Consider the following 17,388-nt stretch of genomic DNA (forward strand, 5'->3'; position numbering starts at 1 on the left):
TCGATCGCAATATGTCCGGAGTAATCGTGATGGGCCGCAAGTCTCTTTTGCTCACCGTGGCGGCGCTGATCGGCGTCTGGACGGCCCTGATCGCTCCCTCGACGGCCCAATCGCCGCCGCCCCGTCCAGCGGCGCCGAAAGCGCCCGCCGAACAGACCTTGCCGCCGCCGAGCGCGGAGCCCGAGGCGACGACGGCGACCTTCAGCGACTGGACATTGCGGTGTCAGCGCTTCGCGGGCGCGGCGACGCCGATGCGCATCTGCGAGGTGAGCCATTCCGTTCAGGGTCAGACAGCGCAAACGACGCTGCTGCAACTTGCATTCGCGCGGCTGACCCCCGCCGATCCTCTCAGGCTCACTCTGGTCGCGCCCGTCAATGTGACGTTTCCCTCGAAGCCCGCGATCCGCGTCGGCGATCGCGATTCCCCGCCGGTCGAGATCGAATGGCGCCGCTGCATTCCCGGCGGCTGCATCGCCGAACTCGACATGCGCGAGGATATGCTCGCGCGCTGGCGCGCTCATGTCGGGCCGGGCAGCGTGACGCTGAAGGACGCTGCGGGCCGAGACGTTGTCGTGCCGATCTCGTTCCGCGGGCTCGCTCAGGCGCTGGACGCGCTGGCCCGCTCCTGAACTCGCCAATTCAACCCGATCGCCGGCGCGGATTGCAGCCGGAACGCTGTGATGGATGAACGCCAATGACGCCACTCCCGCTTTTCTATTCGGGCATCGCGGTGCTCGACCGAAATGTAAACAATGATCTTCGCATCGAGAGCCGGCAGGCGCCTTATGCGTTCGCTGCGAGGAGCCATATTCTGCCAGCGCTGGCGCAGGAGTTCTTTGCTGGCTGCCGCGATATGCCGATTGTTTTTCTCGAAGAGGGCGGGACGTGGTCGCCGCTGTTTCTCGTTGGCATGCGCAGCAACGAAAATGTTTTCGTCGATCGCGAAGGCCGATGGCTCGGACAGTATGTTCCAGCCTATTTGCGCCGATACCCGTTTATCAGCGGCGAGACGCCGGAGCAGCAGGTGATCTGTTTCGATCCGGGCTATGCCGGGCTTGGCGTCGAGGCTGGCGACAGGCTGTTCGGCCATGATGGCGAGCCCACCGCGACATTGAACACAGCCATCGCCATGGTCGCCGAATATTCCCAGGCGGCGACGATTACGGCGGCTTTCTCCACGCAACTCAAGGAGCTCGATCTCCTGCGGACCATCAACATCGAGATGCGGGCGGCTGACGGATCGACGGCGACATTCTACGGATTCGCTGCGGTCGATGAGCAGAAGCTGGCGAGCCTGGCGGATGATGCGCTTCTTGACCTGCAGCGCAAAGGCTATCTCGCCTTCATCTATGCGCATCTGATCAGCATGGGTAATTTGCAGGCGCTCAGCGCCCGCGCGCCGACGCCGGCCGCAGGCGCGGAGACACGCGAGCGCGGCGCGCGTTTGAACAGCTAAACCCGCAGCGCCGGCCAGACTTGTATTCGTGGCGCGTCTGGTGAAACTCGTATGAGAAATTGAGGCGTCCTTGCCGATGCGTCCGACCTTCGCCCCGGCGAGCGGGGAGCGCGTGCTGCTCGTCGAGGACGATCCTGTGACGCGCGGTCTCGTCGGCGGCTATTTCACCGATCAAGGGTTTCAGGTGACGGAAGCGGCGACCTTCGCGGAGGGGCTGCGTTGCGTCCGCCAATCGCGGCCCGATCTCGCACTGCTCGACGTCGTGCTGCCGGACGGCGACGGTTTTGAACTCGCCCGGCAGATCCAGGCGATCTCGGAAGCCGGCATCATCTTCATCACGAGGCGGGATTCCGACGTCGACCGCATTGTCGGGCTCGAACTTGCGGCCGATCACTATGTCACCAAGCCCATCAATCTGCGCGATCTCCTGGCGCGCGCCCGTTCCGTGCTGCGCCGCAAGGCGATCGATCGCGACGCGGCCCGTCGGAAGACCGCGCTCACCTTCGGTCGTTACCTGATCGATTTTCTGCGCCGCGAACTGGCGACGAGCGACGGCGATCCGATCCGGCTGACGCGCGGCGAGTTCGATCTCCTGGCGGCGCTGGTCGACGCCAATGGCCGCGCGCTCAGCCGTGAATATCTCATCGAGGTGATCAGCAACCGCGGCGAGAACACGGACATCCGCTCAGTCGATGCGCTTGTCGCGCGGTTGCGGCGAAAACTCTCCGACGATACGCCTGTTATCGAGACCGTCACGGGCTTCGGCTATCGGTTGGGCGTTTCGATCGATCACTAGGGTGCGTACTCATAATTGGAGGGCTCAGCGCGCGAGTCGAAAAGCGTTCAGGGCGGGTTTCGCGGCCGAAGGCCGTGGTTCTCCCACGGTCGAGGACGCGAGACCCGATCATGGGCGCTTTTCGCCGCGCCCACCTATCCCGGCTGTAGCCGGGATAGGCAATCAAGGAGCGCCCACATCGCATCAATGCGATGTGGGTGGGTTCGCTGAAGGGCCGTCGATCGCGGCGGAGCCGTCGCTCGATGGTGGACAACACCATCTTCTTGCCCTCGACGGCCCTTGAGCGAACGCTGAGCGCCTCGAATTATGAGTACGCACCCTAGACCTGACTGCGAATGCGACGGTCAGGCCGTCGCTTCGTCCGTGATCTCGTCAGCGAGATAACGATCAAGTTCGGCGCGCGTCCTGCGGCAGATGTCGCCAAGCGCGGCTACGCCCGCGCGCAATTCCGCTTCGCTGGACCTGACCGACTCGCGCTCGAGACGGCAGGCTTCGCGATACAGCAGGCCCAGTCCGATGGCGCTGGCGGCGCTGGCGAGCTGATGGCACGCGCGCGAGACGCCGGCCCGGTCCTCGGCCATTGCTGCGGTGGAAACGCCAATCATAAGGTCTGCGGACGCAGCGTGGAACAGTGTCGCGAGTTGACGCAGACGCTCGCCGCCGAGCATGTCGCGGCGATCCTCGATGAAGCTGCGATCGATGACTGAGCCGCCGTCAAGCGCGTGGACGTCAGGCTCCGCTCCCGTTGGCGCGACGCGCGTCAGCGCCTTGCCGAGCGCCTGCATGGCGACGGGCTTCGACAGGACGGTCGTGACGCCCGCAGCCCGGAAACGGCGCAGCGTGTCGGGCGAGGTGTCAGCCGTCAAACCGATCAGCGCAGGCGCCGCATCGCGCGACTGCCTCGCCAATTCCGTCGCCAGCTCCGCGCCGTCCATGCCATCCATGTGCATGTCGAGCAGAATCGCATCGAATCGATGCGTCCGGATCAATTCGAGCGCGCCGCCGCCACCCGAAGCCGTCATGGTCTGATGGCCAAGTCTTCGACAGATGCCGGAGGTGACCTCGAGATTGAGCGCGTCGTCATCGACTACAAGCACCGCGAGCTCGGCCTCGCCGGAATGGAGCTGGCTCGTGCGGTCGCTCGAAGAGGCGAGGGCGACCGGGACCCTGAGCGTAAACGTGCTGCCCGCGCCGAGCGCGCTTTCAAGCGTCAGGGTTCCGCCAAGCAGCGAAGCCAACCGCTTGCAGATCGCGAGACCGAGTCCCACGCCACCGCCCGCGCGCTTCGGCTCGATCTGCGCGAAATCCTCGAAAATGCGAGCGTGGTCGTCGGGATGCACGCCGACGCCGGTGTCCTTTACGACAACGATCAGAGTCGCAGCCGACGAAGACTGGGCTTCAACGCGCAGCGACAGGCGGATCTCACCCGCATCGGTGAACGTGACGGCGTTGCGGAGCAGATTGAGGATGATGCGATTGATTTTGACCGGATCGCTCAACAGCGGCGTTGAAGCCGAAGCATCGCATTCCACACGAAGCGCGAGATTTTTCCGCGCCGCGTCGCTCCGTATCATTTCGGCTGCAGCCGTCGCGAGGTCGGCCGGTTCGAAATCCCTGGTGTCGACGATCTCGGCGTCAGCCTCGATGCGTGACAGATCGAGGATGCTGTTGATGAGTTCGACCAGCGCTTCTCCCGATGAAGCGGCCATGGCGATGAGACGGCGATCATGTTCGCTCATGCGCGTGCGATCGAGCAATCCGACCACGCCAACGAGCGCCGCGACGGGCGTGCGAATGTCGTGTCCGACGACGGCGAGAAAGCGCGTTTTCTCCTCGGTCGCGCGCTCGGCGGCGTGACGCGCCGCTTCCGCCGCCTCACGCTGGCGCACGGCGTCATCGCGCGATCGGCTGAGCTCCGCGGTCCTTTCGGCGACGCGCGCATCGAGAACGGCGCGCGCGTCTTCGAGCCGCGCCGCCATCTTGTTGAACTCGGAGCCCAGCGCGCCGATCTCGTCGGCCCGGTCGACGGCGATGCGGTGATCGAGCCGCCCTTCGCCGATGAGCGCGGCGCCGTCGCGCAGCGCCATGATCGGCGCAGCCATTCGTCTGCTCACCATGATGCTGGCCAGCAGCGCGAGCGCGAGTGCGCCGACGCCAGCCATTCCCGATCGCGCCAGAGACCAGATGATGGGCGTGAACGCCTCGCTTTGCGGCAGGTCGACATAGACAAGCCAGCCCAGCCCCGCGACGGGCGCGCTGACGGAGAGCACGCGACGCCCCTCCACATCAGTCCTGAGGACGCCCCTGAGCGGATCGCCATCCTTGTGCTCGTCGTCGCCGCCGCCTTCAAGCTGCGTATCGCGCAGGACATAGCGAAGATCGGGATGCGCAATCAGACGTCCGGCGGATGTCGCGATATAGGCTCTGCCTTCGGCGCCGACTTTCATGTCGGCGACAAGCTCCCAGATGAAGGTCAGGTTGAGCGTGACGATACTTATGTGCGGCGGCTGCGCTTGCGAGCGCACCGCAAGTTCGATCCGCGGCTCGGTCTCGCGAAAGAAAAACACCGGCCCGATATAAATGCCGTCCGCCATCGCCTTGACGAAAGCGGGCTCCCTGGAGAGGTCGATCCCGCTGTCCATCCGATCGCGCGCCAGCCGCGAGAGTGCAAGCGTCTCGCGGCCGTCCGCGCGCGCCTGGCGCAGATCGACAATAACGGCGGCCTGCCGCATCAGCTTCAGCCCGTCGAGCCGCTGCTGCTCGCGGCTCTCCTGGTCCGCTCCCGCCATCGAGATCGCATCCATCTGCCTGAGCGCGCCGGCGACGAATTGCTCGATGCGATCGGCGACGCGCCGGGCCTGCTCATATTGCGCCCGCGCCACCAGCAGGCGCTGATCCTCGGTGGCGAAGATCGCCCCGACAAACAAGTTGAGCGTCAGCGTGCAGGCGACGACCGTGGAGACGAAGAGGGCGTAGCGTGTGACGAGCGAAAGTCGCCACAGCCGCTTCTGTGGCGCAGCGGCGAGGCGGTCGGCGGTCATGCAACGATGCGCACGGCGCGGGCCCGGAGCGACGCCGGGACTTCGAGCCCAAGCGCCGCGGCGGTCGTCGTATTGATCACAAGTTCAAAGCGCCGTCCGAACTGAACCGGAAGGTCGGCGATGTTCGCGCCGCGCAAGATGAGATCGACATAGGCGGCCACCAGAGCATCCTGCTCATCGCGCGCGCTCGAATAGGACATCAGGCCGCCATCGATGCTGAAGGTTTCATAGGGATAGATCGCAGGCAGCCGCAATGCGTTCGCCGCGCTGGTGATGGAGCGGCTCAGCCAATAGGTGTAACTGTCCGCGAGCAGCACGAGTCCGGCGCCGGCCTTCGCCGCGAACTGCGCCAGAACGGGTCGCACATCTTCCGGCGAAGAGATAAGCACGGGCTCGATATCGAGGCTTCGCTGGGCCGCCTCTCGCTCCATGATGGCCATGTGAGTCTTGCCGGCGCCTGGCGCCGTGGCCGGATTGAACATCACGCCGATGCGCCGCACGCCCGGTGAAATCTCGCCCAGCAGCTCGATCCATTTCGCCCCGATTTCGGGATGGCTGCCGCTGTAGCCGGTGATGTTTCCTTCGGGCCGCGTCAGCGAACGGAGAAAGCCGCTGCCGATCGGATCAGCCGCCGTCGTGAAAAGGATAGGGATCGTCTTCGTCAGCTTGGCGAAGATCGCGGTCTCGAGCGATGAAGTCGCGAGGATGAGATCCGGCGCCGCGGCGACGAACTCCAGCGCAAGCGAATTCCTCAGCGCGGCGTCGACGCCGAACGAGCGGATATCCCATCGCACGTTGCGGCCCTCGACCCATCCCCGCTCGGCGACGCGCTGCTTCAAAGTTTCGATGCGCCGGCGTTCTCTCGGATTCTCGAGGGCGGGGCCGACCATGGACATGATCAGCCTGACGCGGTTATCCGCCTGCGCGCCGCTCGGCCAGCCAGCCGCAGCCGCCATGGCGGGGGCGCCGTTCAAAAGGAGCTGGCGTCGCGTCGTCATGCCTCCATGAATGGCGCCTGTCGCCTCCCCCGTCGAGGCCTGCCTCGCGGGCGTAATCCACGGAGAAGCGGCGCGCGTTCCGCGGCGTCGCCGTCCCGGCATGCCGTCACCCGATCTCACGCAAGCTGACGTCGAGGGTTGGCCGTCACTGTGAAGATGAAGATCGCAGCAGCGATCTTGCGCGACTATTTTGGTCGATCCCAGGCGACGCTTGGCGGCCTGTCGAGCTGCGCGCGAATCTTTGCCGAACTGCGCCAGAGCCGGTTCGTTCTATGAACGCCTGGCTGTCGTCTGTTGAAACAGGTCCAACGGCCGGTTAGGCCAGTTCCGCAAGATGGCAGGCGACCTTGTGGGCTCCATCGCTCACGTCCTTCATGACCGGCGGCGTCGCCTGGCACAGCGGCAAGGCGCAGACGCAACGGCCATGAAATGCGCAGCCTGGCGGCGGATTCGCCGGATCCGGCAATTCCCCTTCGAGTGTGATCTGGCGCCGGCGATCTGACGACATCGCCAGAGTCTGCCGAAGCGGGCGCGGCGCTGCGGCGAGCAGCGCGCGCGTATAAGGATGTCGGGGAGCAGCGAAAACATCGGCTGCAGAACCGATCTCCACGATCTTTCCAAGATACATGACGGCGACCCGGTCGGCGATGTGGCGGATCACGGACAGGTCGTGGCTGATGAACAGCATCGAAAGCCCCAGCCGCATTCGCAACTCGGCGATGAGATTCAGGATTTGCGACTGAATCGAAACGTCGAGCGCTGACACAGGCTCGTCGGCGATGACGATCTTCGGCTCGAGCGCCAACGCGCGCGCGATTGCGATGCGTTGTCGTTGTCCGCCGGAGAATTCGTGCGGGTAGCGCGATGCCGCATCGCGCGGCAGTCCCACAATCGACAGCAATTCGCTAACACGCGCGCCGTCGCCGTAACGGCCATGGATGATGAGCGGCTCCGCAATGATGGCGCCCGCCGTGTGCCGCGGATTGAGCGATCCAAATGGATCCTGAAAGATCATCTGCATGCGGCCGCGCGCGGCCCGCAGGCTCCGTCCCGATAATGTTGCGAAGTCACGCCCTTCCAGAAGGATTTCGCCGCGCGTCGGCTCCATCAACCGCATGATCGTGCGGCCGAGCGTCGTCTTGCCGCATCCGGACTCGCCAACGACGCCCAGGACTTCGCCGGCTGCGAGCGAGAAGCTGACGTCATCTACAGCGCGCACGGCAGCGCCGTTGGCGTCGACATAATGTTTGGCAAGCGAGCGGACATCGAGAATCACACTCACGAAACCGGGCTCCAGCAGGCGAATTGGTGATCGCCGCCGCCGATCATGGCGGGCAGGCTGCGTCGGCATTGATCGAGCGCATCGCAGCAGCGATCGGCGAAGGCGCAACCGTCGCCGCGCGCGCCCGGCGCGGGCACCATTCCCGGAATCGATGGCAACACCCGGCCCGGCGGATTGGACGACGGCATCGTGTCGACGAGAGCCTTTGTGTAGCGATGCTTCGGTCGGCCGAGCACTTCGCGCGTCACGCCGTCCTCGACGATCCGCCCGGCATACATGACGATGGCGCGATCGCAGAATTCGGCGACGACTCCGAGGTCGTGGGTGATCAGCAGACAGGACATGCCCAATTCGCGGCGCAGCCGATCGATCAATGCGAGAATCTGCGCCTGCACAGTGACGTCCAGCGCCGTCGTCGGCTCATCGGCGATCAGGAGCTTCGGTTCGCAGGCGAGCGCGATGGCGATCATGACGCGCTGGCGCTGGCCGCCCGACATCTGGTGCGGATACCGCTGAAGCTGGCGCTCCGGCGTCGGCAAACCGACAAGATCGAGCAGTTCGGCGGCGCGCGCGAGCGCCGCGGTCCGCGACAGATTGCGATGATTCATCAGCGTCTCGGCGATCTGGTCGCCGATCGTGAAGACCGGATTGAGTGAAGTCATCGGCTCCTGGAAAATCATGCCGATACGCTCGCCGCGAATGCGCCGCATCTCGCCGTCGGACAGGGCGGTAAGATCGCGGCCGCCGAACAGGATTCGTCCGGCGACGCGCCGGATCGGAGGGTCGGGCAACAGTCGCAGGATCGACAATGCGGTGACGCTCTTGCCGCAGCCTGATTCCCCAACAAGGCCGACCATCTCGCCAGCGCGGATATCGAAGGTCACGGAATCGGCCAGGAGGTTCCGGCCGAGCGCCAGGGAGAGCCCGTCAATCGTCAGTATCGAATCATCAGTCATGATAAAACGAGCGACCCTCTCCATAACTGCGCGGATGAGTTTGCAGCGCCTCTTGGCGGCCAAAGCGGCTCAAGTCGCCGTGGATGGCGCGGGAGCGTCCCGCTCGATCGTCCTGACCCAAGTTGCTTGCAAATGGTATTCTATAGGACTACCTATGATAATACCACATGGTTGGCAATCAGCGGGGAGGCTGGCATGGCTCAGCGGGGGATAACGGCTCTGGCTTTGGCTCTAGCGATCGCCAGCGCCGGTATGGCGCGGGCGCAGGTGATGGAGCTTGCGGTCGACGCCTCGCCTGCCGGGCTCGATCCCCACATCATCACGGCTTTCACGTCGTTCCAGATCGTCAACGGCACGATTTATGAAGGGCTGACCCAGATCGACAAGGATCTGCGCACGACGCCGGCTCTGGCGCAGAGCTGGGAGATTTCGCCTGACGGCAGGACCTACGTCTTCAAGCTTCGTCCGAATGCGACGTTTCACACCGGCGCGTCGGTCGAGGCGGCCGACGTCGTCGCCAGCCTGAACCGCGTCATGTCGAAAGACATCGCCTCGCCTCTCGCCAGCCGGCTGGCCGCTGTCGAGACGACGTCGGCGCGCGATGCGACGACCGTCGAAGTTGTGCTGAAAGAGCCGTCCGCGCCATTTCTCTCGGCGCTTGCCGGCATTGCGATCGTTCCACGCAGCTTCGAAGCCAACAAGGACGCGCTGCAGCGGCAGCCAGTCGGCACGGGCCCGTACAAATTCAAGGAATGGCAGCCCAACGGCTTCATCCTGCTGGAGAAACATGCCGGCTACTGGAATGCGGACATGCCCAAGCTGGCGGGCGTCAAATTCAATATCGTGCCGGAATCGGCGACGCGACAGGCGGGATTGGCCAGCGGCACATATGCGGCGCTGCCCAACATCGACGCATCGACGGCGCTGCAACTCAAAGGCCGTTCGAACGTCAAGATCGCGGAGACGCTCGAGCTCGCCTATTCGCTGGTGGGCATGAACGCTGCGAAGCCGCCGTTCGACAATCCAAAAGTGCGCGAAGCGCTCAACTACGCGCTGAATCGGACCGAGATCATTCAGGCGGCGCTGTTCGGCGCCGGCGGGCCGGCGGGGCCTCTGTCGCCGGCGCTCAAGGATTGGGCCGTGGATATGAAGGAATTTCCTTGCTACGCCCATTCGGCGACAAAAGCGCGCGATCTGCTGAAGGCGGCGGGCGTTGCGACGCCGCTTGAAGTGACGGTGCTGGTCCTGCCGCGGCAGGACATCAAGGACATCGCGCAGGTCGTGCAGGCGCAGCTCAACGCGGCCGGCTTCAAGGTCGAGCTGAAATTTCCGGAGCTCGGCCAATTCATCCAGGACTGGCGCAACTCGAACTTCACCGCGTTCGTCTCGACCAACGCCGGGAGCACGGATCCCGACGATTATTTCTATCGCACCTTCAGGAGCGGCGGTTCGACCAACGTCTTCAAATATGCGAACCCGCAGCTCGATCAGTTGCTGGACGACGCGCGGCGCGAACTCGATACAGGCAAGCGTCGCACCGCCTACAACAAGGCGCAATCGATCCTCGCCTGTGAAGGGCCGATCGCGCATGTCGCTTATGGCCAGCTCTTTACGGCGATGCGGGCGAACGTGCAGGGTTTTGACATCCTCGCTAATCGTTCGCTCACCGCGCTTGGCCGCGTTTCACTGGCGAAATGACGATTTCGGCTGCGCTCCCGCGGCTTCATCGCCGATTCCAGGCTGCGGGATTCCGGAGCCGGCGTCGCTCGTTTCTGGCGAGCCGCCTCTTCGACGTCGGCGTCGTGCTGCTCGGCGTGTCATTCCTCGTGTTTCTGATGATTCGGCTGATTCCGGGCGACGCTGTTGCGATCATGCTGGGCGCGAACGCGGAAGTCACGCCCGAGCGGATCGCCGAGATCACGACGCGCCTCGGGCTTGATCAGCCGATTTTCGTTCAATACTGGCGTTGGCTCGGCGGCGCGTTGACCGGCGATCTCGGCGTTTCGCTTTGGACGCGGCGCCCGGTGGTCGACGAGATTCTTGGCCATATGGGGCCGACGCTGCTGCTCGCCGCGCTGGCGCTGGTCGTGGGCGTAGGCCTCGCGGTTCCGCTTGGGGTCGTCATGGCGAAGCTGCGCGGCCGCGGATGGGACGTCGCGCTCAGGATCGGTTCGGTCATCGGCCTGACCATTCCGTCCTTCTGGTTCGGCATCATGCTGATTTTCGTCGCCGCAGCCGTCGCCCCAGACGCGCAGTTGCTCGGCTATGAGTCGTTCCTTGCCGATCCGCTCGCCAATCTGACGCGTCTGCTGTTGCCGGCGTTCGCGCTCGCCTTGCCCATTCTCGCCAACCTGGCGCGATTGCTGCGATCGGCGATGTTGGATGCGTTGCAGCAGGACTATATCCGCACGGCGCGCGCCAAAGGCGCATCCGAGACATCCATCCTGTTCAAGCATGCGCTGCGCAACGCCCTGATCCCTTTCGTGACAAGCGTCGGCATCATGACCGGTTATCTCTTGAGCGGCGCGATCGTCGTCGAGCAAGTGTTTGCCATCCCCGGCGTCGGCCGGCTGATTCTGGGCGCGATCGCGGAGCGCAACTATCCGCTGCTGCAAGGCGCCATTCTGGTCGTCACGGCGATGTTTGTGCTGGTCAATCTTGCGGTCGATCTCCTGTACGCCGCCATCGATCCGCGCGTGCGCCGATGATCAACGCTGTCAGGCAATCGTCGCCGCTGCTGAAGGCGGCGGCAGGGCTGGTCGCCGCGCTCGTTGCGGTTTCGCTCTGCGCGCAATGGATCGCGCCGTTCGATCCGCTGGCGCAGGATGTACTGCGGCGGCTGAAGGGGCCGGACGCCGCGCATTGGCTCGGCACAGACCAGTTCGGCCGTGATCTCCTGTCGCGTGTGATCTTTGGCATGCGCGCGTCGCTCGGCGTTTCCGTCGCTGCGGTTGCGATCGCGCTCATGTGCGGCGGCATGCTCGGGCTCGTCGCGGCCTATTATCGAAACGCCGTCGATCGCGTCGCCATGCGGGCGATGGATATGTTGTTCGCTTTCCCGGTGATGTTGCTCGCGATTGGCGTCGTGGCGATTCTCGGCCCGGGATCCATGACCACGTCTCTGGCGATCGCGGTCGTCTACACGCCGATTTTCGCGCGCCTGCTGCGCGGACCGGCGCTCGTGATCGCGCAAAGCGATTACGTCATGAACGCGCGCTCCGTCGGCGCATCCGGCCTGCGGATCATCCTGCATCATATCCTGCCCAATCTCGCGAGCGTCGTGCTGGTGCAGAGCAGTCTTCTCCTGTCCGCCGCCATTCTCGTCGAGGCTTCGCTGTCGTTCCTCGGGCTGGGAGTCCAGCCGCCTGCGCCGTCGCTCGGCGCGATGCTGGCGGAAGGGCGAAATTTCCTGCTGCTCTCGCCCTGGAGCGCGATCTTTTCGGGTCTGGCGATTTTGATTCTGGCGTTCGCGCTCAATCTTCTGGGCGATGTTCTGCGCGATGCGCTCGATCCCCGGCTGCGCGGAGAAAAATAGTCCGGACCGGGGTTGATCGCGCGATCAAATGGTTTCCGTGATCTTCTGAAGATGCGCCGGGCGATCGGGATCGATCCCGCGCATCGCCGCCGCGCGTTCGATCATTCGATAGGCGGGCGCGAGCAGCGTGATGGCATCGGTCGCCGGATGGTCGTCGCCGATCCACGCAAGCTGCGACGATGGCCCGCCGGCGACATAGACCGGATCGGCCGCTTGCTTCAGATCAAGGACAAGACGATCGACCGCCGCGGACGTCTCGTCGTCCAGTCGCAACGCCAGCACCGGCGTCGCCCGCGTCACAGCGGCGCGCGGTCCGTGCAGGAATTCCGCCGCGCTGTAGGCGAGGGCAGGCAGTCGCAGCGCCTCGGCCATTTTCAGCGCAATTTCGCGCGCCGTTCCCAGGCCCAGGCCGCGCGCGGCGACGAAAGCCGCCGGCGCATTCCGCAGGTCCAAGGCAAGCGCGTCCCAATCGAGCCGCAGGGCTGCGGCGAGCCGATCCGGCAACCGCTGAACCGCCGCGCGCAATTCCATGTCATCGGCCAGCGCCGCTGTCAGCAACGCTGCGGCGGCCATCGATCCGATCACGGTTTTTGTCGCGGCGACGGATCGCTCCGGGCCAGCCTTGATGGGCAGGACGAATTCACATTCCGCCGCGGCCGGAGATTTGGCGTCGTTGACGATTGCGATCGTCCGCGCGCCGCCCTTGCGCGCCGCCCGGGTCGCTTCGATCAAATCGGGACTTCGCCCCGATTGTGTGATCACAACGAAAAGAGCGTTCGGCAAGCTCAACGTGCGCGCGAAGCTGGTCGCGATGGAAGGCGCGGCGGCGGAAACCGGGATGTTCAGCCGCGTTTCAATGAGATAGCGCAGAAACACGCCCGCATGACCGGAGCTTCCGCGCCCGCAAACGATCGCCAGCGCCGGCGGTCGTTTGTTCAGCTCTGCAGCGATGGCGTCGATCGTGTTGGCGTCGTCAAGGAACAACCGCACGGCCGCCGGAGCTTCCACGATCTCGCGCGCCATCGCGGATGGCGCGCGATCACTGAGATATGACATGGGATGACTATTTCACTGTGGTGGAATCGCTGCGCAGCTCACGGACTTCGGTGATGAAGTCGTAGCGGTCGCCACGATAAGCCGATCGGGTGAACTCCACCGCCGCTCCGTTCGCCAGGAACGTGCGGCGCTCGATTCTCAGGATCGCCGCGCCGACCGGAATGGACAGGAGCTTGGCCTCCTGCGAGGTGGCGAGGGACGCCTGGAGCCGCTGCAATCCCCGGACCGGGCGGAAGCCGCGCGCCCCGAGCGCCGTATAAAGCGAAGGGCCGACCTTTTCCGGCTGCGGCAGAAAGACGGCCGGAATGACGGCCCGCTCGATCGCAAGGGGTTCCCCATCCGCGGTGCGCACGCGTGTCAGTCGCGCGACTGCGGCGTCGACCGACAGGGACAGGGTCATCGCTTCTTCGGGGGTGGCGACGCCGACCCTGCATTCGATGAGAATGGCGTCGGCGATGAAGCCGCGATTGGCCATGTCGGCGGAGAATCCCGCAAGAACGGCCGCAGGCTGCTCGATCCGCGGCGCAATATAAGTGCCGGAACCCTGCCGCCGCGACAGCAGCCCTTCCTTCAGCAGCGTGTCGAGCGCTTTGCGAACGGTCACGCGCGAAATGCCGCTCGCCTGGCTGATTTCGCGTTCGGCCGGCAACGCATCGCCGACCTTGATCTGCCCCTGGCTAATGCAGGTGCGCAGCAGATCGGCAAGCTGCAGGTAGAGAGGAGTCGAGCTCCTTTCGTCGAGACGGAAATCCGCCGGATTGATCATCGTCAGGCGGTGATCAGCCGGCGGCGCTGATGGCGCGACGCAAGTTGCCGCTGTGTTGAGCGAGTTTCACCAGCGCTTCCTCCCTTGCGATCCCTAGCGCGATGAGCGACGCCAGTTTCATGTCGCCGTTCGCATCGTCCAGAGCCTCGCGCGCCGCCTTCTCGTCGCAGCCCGTGATGGCGACAACAATGTCCTCGGACCGCTTCCTCAACTTGGCGTTCGAGGCGAGCATGTTGACCATCATGCCGCGATAGATTCGTCCCAGCCGGATCATGATTCCGGTCGAGAGCAAATTCAATACGATCTTTTGCGCCGTTCCGGCCTTCATCCGCGTCGAGCCGGCGATCACCTCAGCGCCGGTGTCGACGAGAACCGGATGGCGCGAGGCGTCGAGCAGGGGGGTTCCGGGATTGTTTGCGACGCCGATGGTCAAGGCCCCGCGTTCGGCCGCGCGGCGCACGCCCGAAACCGTGAAAGGCGTGCGTCCGCTGGCGGCGACCCCGATCACAACGTCGTTTGAGCCAATTTCGGCGAGATCGATTTGACGCGCCGCGTCGGCGCCGTCGTCTTCCGCCCCTTCAACGCTGTTGAGCAACGCATCGGGCCCTCCGGCCATCAGGAAGAGAAGCCGTTTCCGCGGCCAGTTGAACGTCGGCGGCAATTCTGCGCCGTCCTGCACGGCGACGCGACCGGACGTGCCCGCGCCGAGATAAACGAGGCGGCCTGACGCGCCGAGCGCCGCCGCCGCGCCTTCGACCGCAGCCGTCATCGCGGGAAGCGCGGCGACGCAGGCGGCGGCGGCGCGCATCTGGCCTTCGAGCATGGCCTCCAACGCATCGCCGACGCTCCAGGCGTCCAGCTCCGTGAAGCGCTCGCTGACGGATTCGGTTGACATAACGGCCCCCATAAAGATACCTATCTAATACCTTACAATGCCAATCGCAAGACCTATGCTGTAGGCGGGGCCGCCCAGCAAAGCCAAGACACCTGTGTCGTCAGGCTGCGGCTTGCCAATCTAAAAGTGGTTTCGTATTGGTATTGAGAAGCGAGACTATTCATGAACCAGCTCAATCTCGCCGATGCGCGACGCGTCGCAATCGCTGAATCCGCAGTCCCGCACGCCATCACCATCGAGGCTGCGCGGTTGTTCGATGGCGAGCGCCTTCGCCGAAACTGGAAAATCGATATTGCAGATGGCCGCATCATCGCCGCCGGGCCTGCGTCGTCCCGGGCGACAGGTCCGATCGTGCATCTGGCCGAAGACGTTATGCTCGCTCCCGGTTTCATCGACACGCAAGTCAACGGCGGAGGAGGGCGTCTTCTCAACGACGCGCCGTCTCTCGAGAGCATTGCTGCGATTGCGCAAGCGCACCGTCGTTTCGGCGTGACAGGCCTCCTGCCGACGCTGATCACGGATCGTCAGGAAACGCTTGCGCAACTTGCCAACGTTGCGCTGACCGCCGCCAGACCGCCAGGCGTGCTTGGCCTTCATATGGAGGGCCCTTTCATCAGCACGGCGAAGAAGGGCGTCCATTCGCCGGAGTATATTCGGCCGATCGACACAGCGTCGCTGCAGACGCTGATGGCGCTCGGCAAATATGGCAGGTCGCTTGTCACAATCGCGCCAGAGCTCGTGGCCGCGGCGGACATCCGTAAGCTGGTTAGCGCCGGCGTGCGCGTCTCCGCCGGGCATAGCGACGCGACGCACGCGCAGATGTTGATGGCGATTGACGCCGGGTTGACCGGGGTGACTCATCTTTTCAACGCCATGTCGCAGATGTCGGCGCGTGAGCTCGGGCTCGTCGGAACGACATTCGTCGACGGCCGATTGATCGCCGGCGTTATCTGCGACGGAATTCACGTACACCCACTTAATCTGCGGACCGCCTTTCGCTTGTGTGGTGCCGATCGGTTGATGCTGGTCACCGATGCGATGTCGACGGTCGGATCAGACATAAGACAGTTCTCGTTGCAGGGGCGTCCTGTCGCTCGCGACGGCGATCGGCTGGTCGCCGCGGACGGAACGCTCGCGGGCGCGCATCTCGACATGATGGCTGCGGTCAGGAACGCTGTTCAGATGATGGGCGTATCGCTGGAAGACGCGCTGATCATGGCGTCGCGCACGCCTGCAAGATTTCTCGGGCTTGGCGATGAGCTTGGTCGAATCAAGCCTGGCTATCGCGCGGATCTCGTAGCCTTCAGCGGCGACTGGAGCGTCGTCAAAACCTGGATCGGCGGCGAGGAAGCATCGCATGACGGCGGCGAGCAAATGCGCGCGCGGGCGCGCGGCTGAGCGCGAAATGAATCAATGCATTCTATCGGGGAAAGGCGATCGTAAGCGATAGTCACCAGATTTCCGAAGACGCGTAAATCCCATCTGTTGCGTCGCGCGAAGCCAACGGAGCTCCCGAACGATAAGTAAAACGAGGTGATCATGCGGGTGAACTATTTCTCCTGGCTGCGCACAAAAACCGGCGTATCGCGCGAAGATGTGGCGTTGCCGCAAGGCGGCGCGACTGTCGCTGATCTCGTGACCCACCTCGCCGGCAAGCATCCCGCGCTCGGAGAAATCGCCAATACGCCGGGCGCGCTGCGCTGCGTCGTCAATCGTCGGTATGTCGAGAATTCGCACAGTCTGGCGGAAACAGATGAGGTTCAGTTTTTCCCGCCCGTTACGGGAGGCTGAGCATTGTTTCCAATCTGGCATCGGCGGTCGCCGCTTCGCATGTCGGACAATTCGGCCGGCGCGGAAGCGTGACATGTTCGATGCTCGCAGCCCAGGCGTCATACATGGCGAGCGAGCCCGACAGGCTCGGTTCGATCCCGAGCAGTTCCTTGATAACCTCGACCGCCTGCATGGCGCCAAGCGCGCCGACAGCCGGGCCAAGTACGCCGATATCGGCGCAGGAAGGCGTCACGGCGCGCGGCAGGGCTTCCGGATAGAGGCATCGATAACAGGGATGCGGCCGGCCCAAATAGGCCTTGAACGTGGTGAGAATGCCGCTCGTCACCTGAATCGCTGCGCTGACAAGCGGAATGCGGCGGGCGAAGCAAGCGGCGTGCACCGCGTCGCGCGTCGCGAAATTGTCGCTGCCGTCAGCGACGAGATCATAGCCCGCCACAAGAGCGTCGGCGTTCTCGACATTGATCGGCATTGCATGTTCGATGAGTTCGACATGCGGATTGAGCGCGCGAACGGCGACTCGCGCGCTTTCGGTTTTGGCTGTGTCGATGCGATCGGTCGTATGAAGAATCTGTCGATGCAAATTCGAAAGTTCGACATAGTCGAAATCGACGATTCCGAGATGGCCGACGCCCGCGCCTGCGAGAAAGAGCAGCAAGGGCGATCCCAGGCCGCCGGCACCGATCACGAGCACGCGCGACGTGGACAATCGCTCCTGACCGGGTGCGCCGATTTCCGGCAGCGCCATCTGCCGTCGATAGCGTGCGATTTCCTGATCGGAAAGAGACATGCGCGCGCTCCCTCTCAAAATCATCGCCC

16 protein-coding genes are annotated in these 17,388 nt (G+C 64.3%); 8 read left to right on the top strand and 8 right to left on the bottom strand.

Going from position 1 to position 17,388, the window contains the following annotated elements:
- The first annotated feature begins 11 nt into the window (after positions 1-11).
- From L8F45_RS26735 to L8F45_RS26745, 3 genes are all read left to right on the top strand, one after another.
- Positions 12-629 carry an invasion associated locus B family protein gene (locus L8F45_RS26735; RefSeq protein ID WP_342363803.1) on the top strand — a complete coding sequence of 206 codons (618 nt, stop codon included), beginning with the start codon at positions 12-14 and terminating at the stop codon, positions 627-629.
- A gap of 65 nt (positions 630-694) precedes the next feature.
- Entirely contained in the window at positions 695-1,456 is a 762-nt protein-coding gene (locus L8F45_RS26740; protein WP_342363804.1) for a SapC family protein, read from the top strand.
- 76 nt (positions 1,457-1,532) lie between these two features.
- Positions 1,533-2,252, top strand: a complete 720-nt coding sequence (locus tag L8F45_RS26745; RefSeq protein ID WP_342363959.1) for a response regulator transcription factor — start codon at positions 1,533-1,535, stop codon at positions 2,250-2,252.
- A 344-nt stretch (positions 2,253-2,596) separates the two neighbouring features.
- On the opposite strand, the gene L8F45_RS26750 is transcribed toward L8F45_RS26745, so the two are convergent.
- The 4 genes from L8F45_RS26750 to L8F45_RS26765 all read right to left on the bottom strand — a co-directional run bounded on the left by L8F45_RS26750 (position 2,597) and on the right by L8F45_RS26765 (position 8,532).
- Complete coding sequence (locus tag L8F45_RS26750; RefSeq protein ID WP_342363805.1) at positions 2,597-5,293, bottom strand: hybrid sensor histidine kinase/response regulator; 2,697 nt, start codon at positions 5,291-5,293, stop codon at positions 2,597-2,599.
- Entirely contained in the window at positions 5,290-6,291 is a 1,002-nt protein-coding gene (locus L8F45_RS26755) for an ABC transporter substrate-binding protein (protein WP_342363806.1), read from the bottom strand. Before L8F45_RS26755 ends, L8F45_RS26750 begins: the two co-directional genes overlap by 4 nt.
- A 316-nt stretch (positions 6,292-6,607) precedes the next feature.
- Positions 6,608-7,573, bottom strand: coding sequence for an ABC transporter ATP-binding protein (locus L8F45_RS26760; protein ID WP_342363807.1), 966 nt, complete (start codon positions 7,571-7,573; stop codon positions 6,608-6,610).
- Positions 7,570-8,532: an ABC transporter ATP-binding protein gene (locus L8F45_RS26765; RefSeq protein ID WP_483411918.1), complete on the bottom strand. Its 963-nt coding sequence runs from the start codon at positions 8,530-8,532 to the stop codon at positions 7,570-7,572. Before L8F45_RS26765 ends, L8F45_RS26760 begins: the two co-directional genes overlap by 4 nt.
- Before the next feature lie 192 nt (positions 8,533-8,724).
- On the opposite strand from L8F45_RS26765, the gene L8F45_RS26770 reads away from it, so the two are divergent.
- Genes L8F45_RS26770 through L8F45_RS26780 form a run of 3 tightly spaced genes read left to right on the top strand, consistent with a single transcriptional unit; the run spans position 8,725 to position 12,064 of the window.
- Positions 8,725-10,227, top strand: coding sequence for an ABC transporter substrate-binding protein (locus L8F45_RS26770; protein ID WP_342363809.1), 1,503 nt, complete (start codon positions 8,725-8,727; stop codon positions 10,225-10,227).
- Positions 10,224-11,237: an ABC transporter permease gene (locus L8F45_RS26775; protein ID WP_342363810.1), complete on the top strand. Its 1,014-nt coding sequence runs from the start codon at positions 10,224-10,226 to the stop codon at positions 11,235-11,237. The genes L8F45_RS26770 and L8F45_RS26775 overlap by 4 nt, the downstream gene beginning before the upstream one ends.
- Positions 11,234-12,064, top strand: a complete 831-nt coding sequence (locus L8F45_RS26780; RefSeq protein ID WP_342363811.1) for an ABC transporter permease — start codon at positions 11,234-11,236, stop codon at positions 12,062-12,064. The genes L8F45_RS26775 and L8F45_RS26780 overlap by 4 nt, the downstream gene beginning before the upstream one ends.
- Positions 12,065-12,088: 24 nt before the next feature.
- Here the strand turns inward: L8F45_RS26780 and L8F45_RS26785 are convergent, their stop codons facing one another.
- From L8F45_RS26785 to L8F45_RS26795, 3 genes are read right to left on the bottom strand one after another with little or no spacing between them, the layout of a single operon-like run.
- Positions 12,089-13,120, bottom strand: a complete 1,032-nt coding sequence (locus L8F45_RS26785) for an SIS domain-containing protein (RefSeq protein WP_342363812.1) — start codon at positions 13,118-13,120, stop codon at positions 12,089-12,091.
- 7 nt (positions 13,121-13,127) lie between these two features.
- Positions 13,128-13,886 (bottom strand): GntR family transcriptional regulator, encoded by a 759-nt coding sequence (locus L8F45_RS26790; protein WP_342363813.1) that lies wholly within the window; start codon positions 13,884-13,886, stop codon positions 13,128-13,130.
- Between the two features lie 13 nt (positions 13,887-13,899).
- On the bottom strand, positions 13,900-14,781 hold the full coding sequence (locus L8F45_RS26795) for an N-acetylmuramic acid 6-phosphate etherase (protein WP_342363814.1): 882 nt from the start codon (positions 14,779-14,781) through the stop codon (positions 13,900-13,902).
- 162 nt (positions 14,782-14,943) lie between these two features.
- Between L8F45_RS26795 and nagA the strand changes: the two genes are divergently transcribed.
- Both nagA and moaD read left to right on the top strand, forming a co-directional pair.
- Complete coding sequence (gene nagA, locus L8F45_RS26800) at positions 14,944-16,179, top strand: N-acetylglucosamine-6-phosphate deacetylase (RefSeq protein ID WP_342363815.1); 1,236 nt, start codon at positions 14,944-14,946, stop codon at positions 16,177-16,179.
- 141 nt (positions 16,180-16,320) lie between these two features.
- Positions 16,321-16,572 carry a molybdopterin converting factor subunit 1 gene (moaD, locus tag L8F45_RS26805; protein ID WP_342363816.1) on the top strand — a complete coding sequence of 84 codons (252 nt, stop codon included), beginning with the start codon at positions 16,321-16,323 and terminating at the stop codon, positions 16,570-16,572.
- On the opposite strand, the gene L8F45_RS26810 is transcribed toward moaD, so the two are convergent.
- Positions 16,559-17,359 carry a HesA/MoeB/ThiF family protein gene (locus L8F45_RS26810; protein WP_342363817.1) on the bottom strand — a complete coding sequence of 267 codons (801 nt, stop codon included), beginning with the start codon at positions 17,357-17,359 and terminating at the stop codon, positions 16,559-16,561. The genes moaD and L8F45_RS26810 overlap by 14 nt on opposite strands.
- Between the last annotated feature and the right edge of the window lie 29 nt (positions 17,360-17,388).

The sequence above is a fragment of the Terrirubrum flagellatum genome, assembly GCF_022059845.1.
Lineage (GTDB): Bacteria > Pseudomonadota > Alphaproteobacteria > Rhizobiales > Beijerinckiaceae > Terrirubrum > Terrirubrum flagellatum.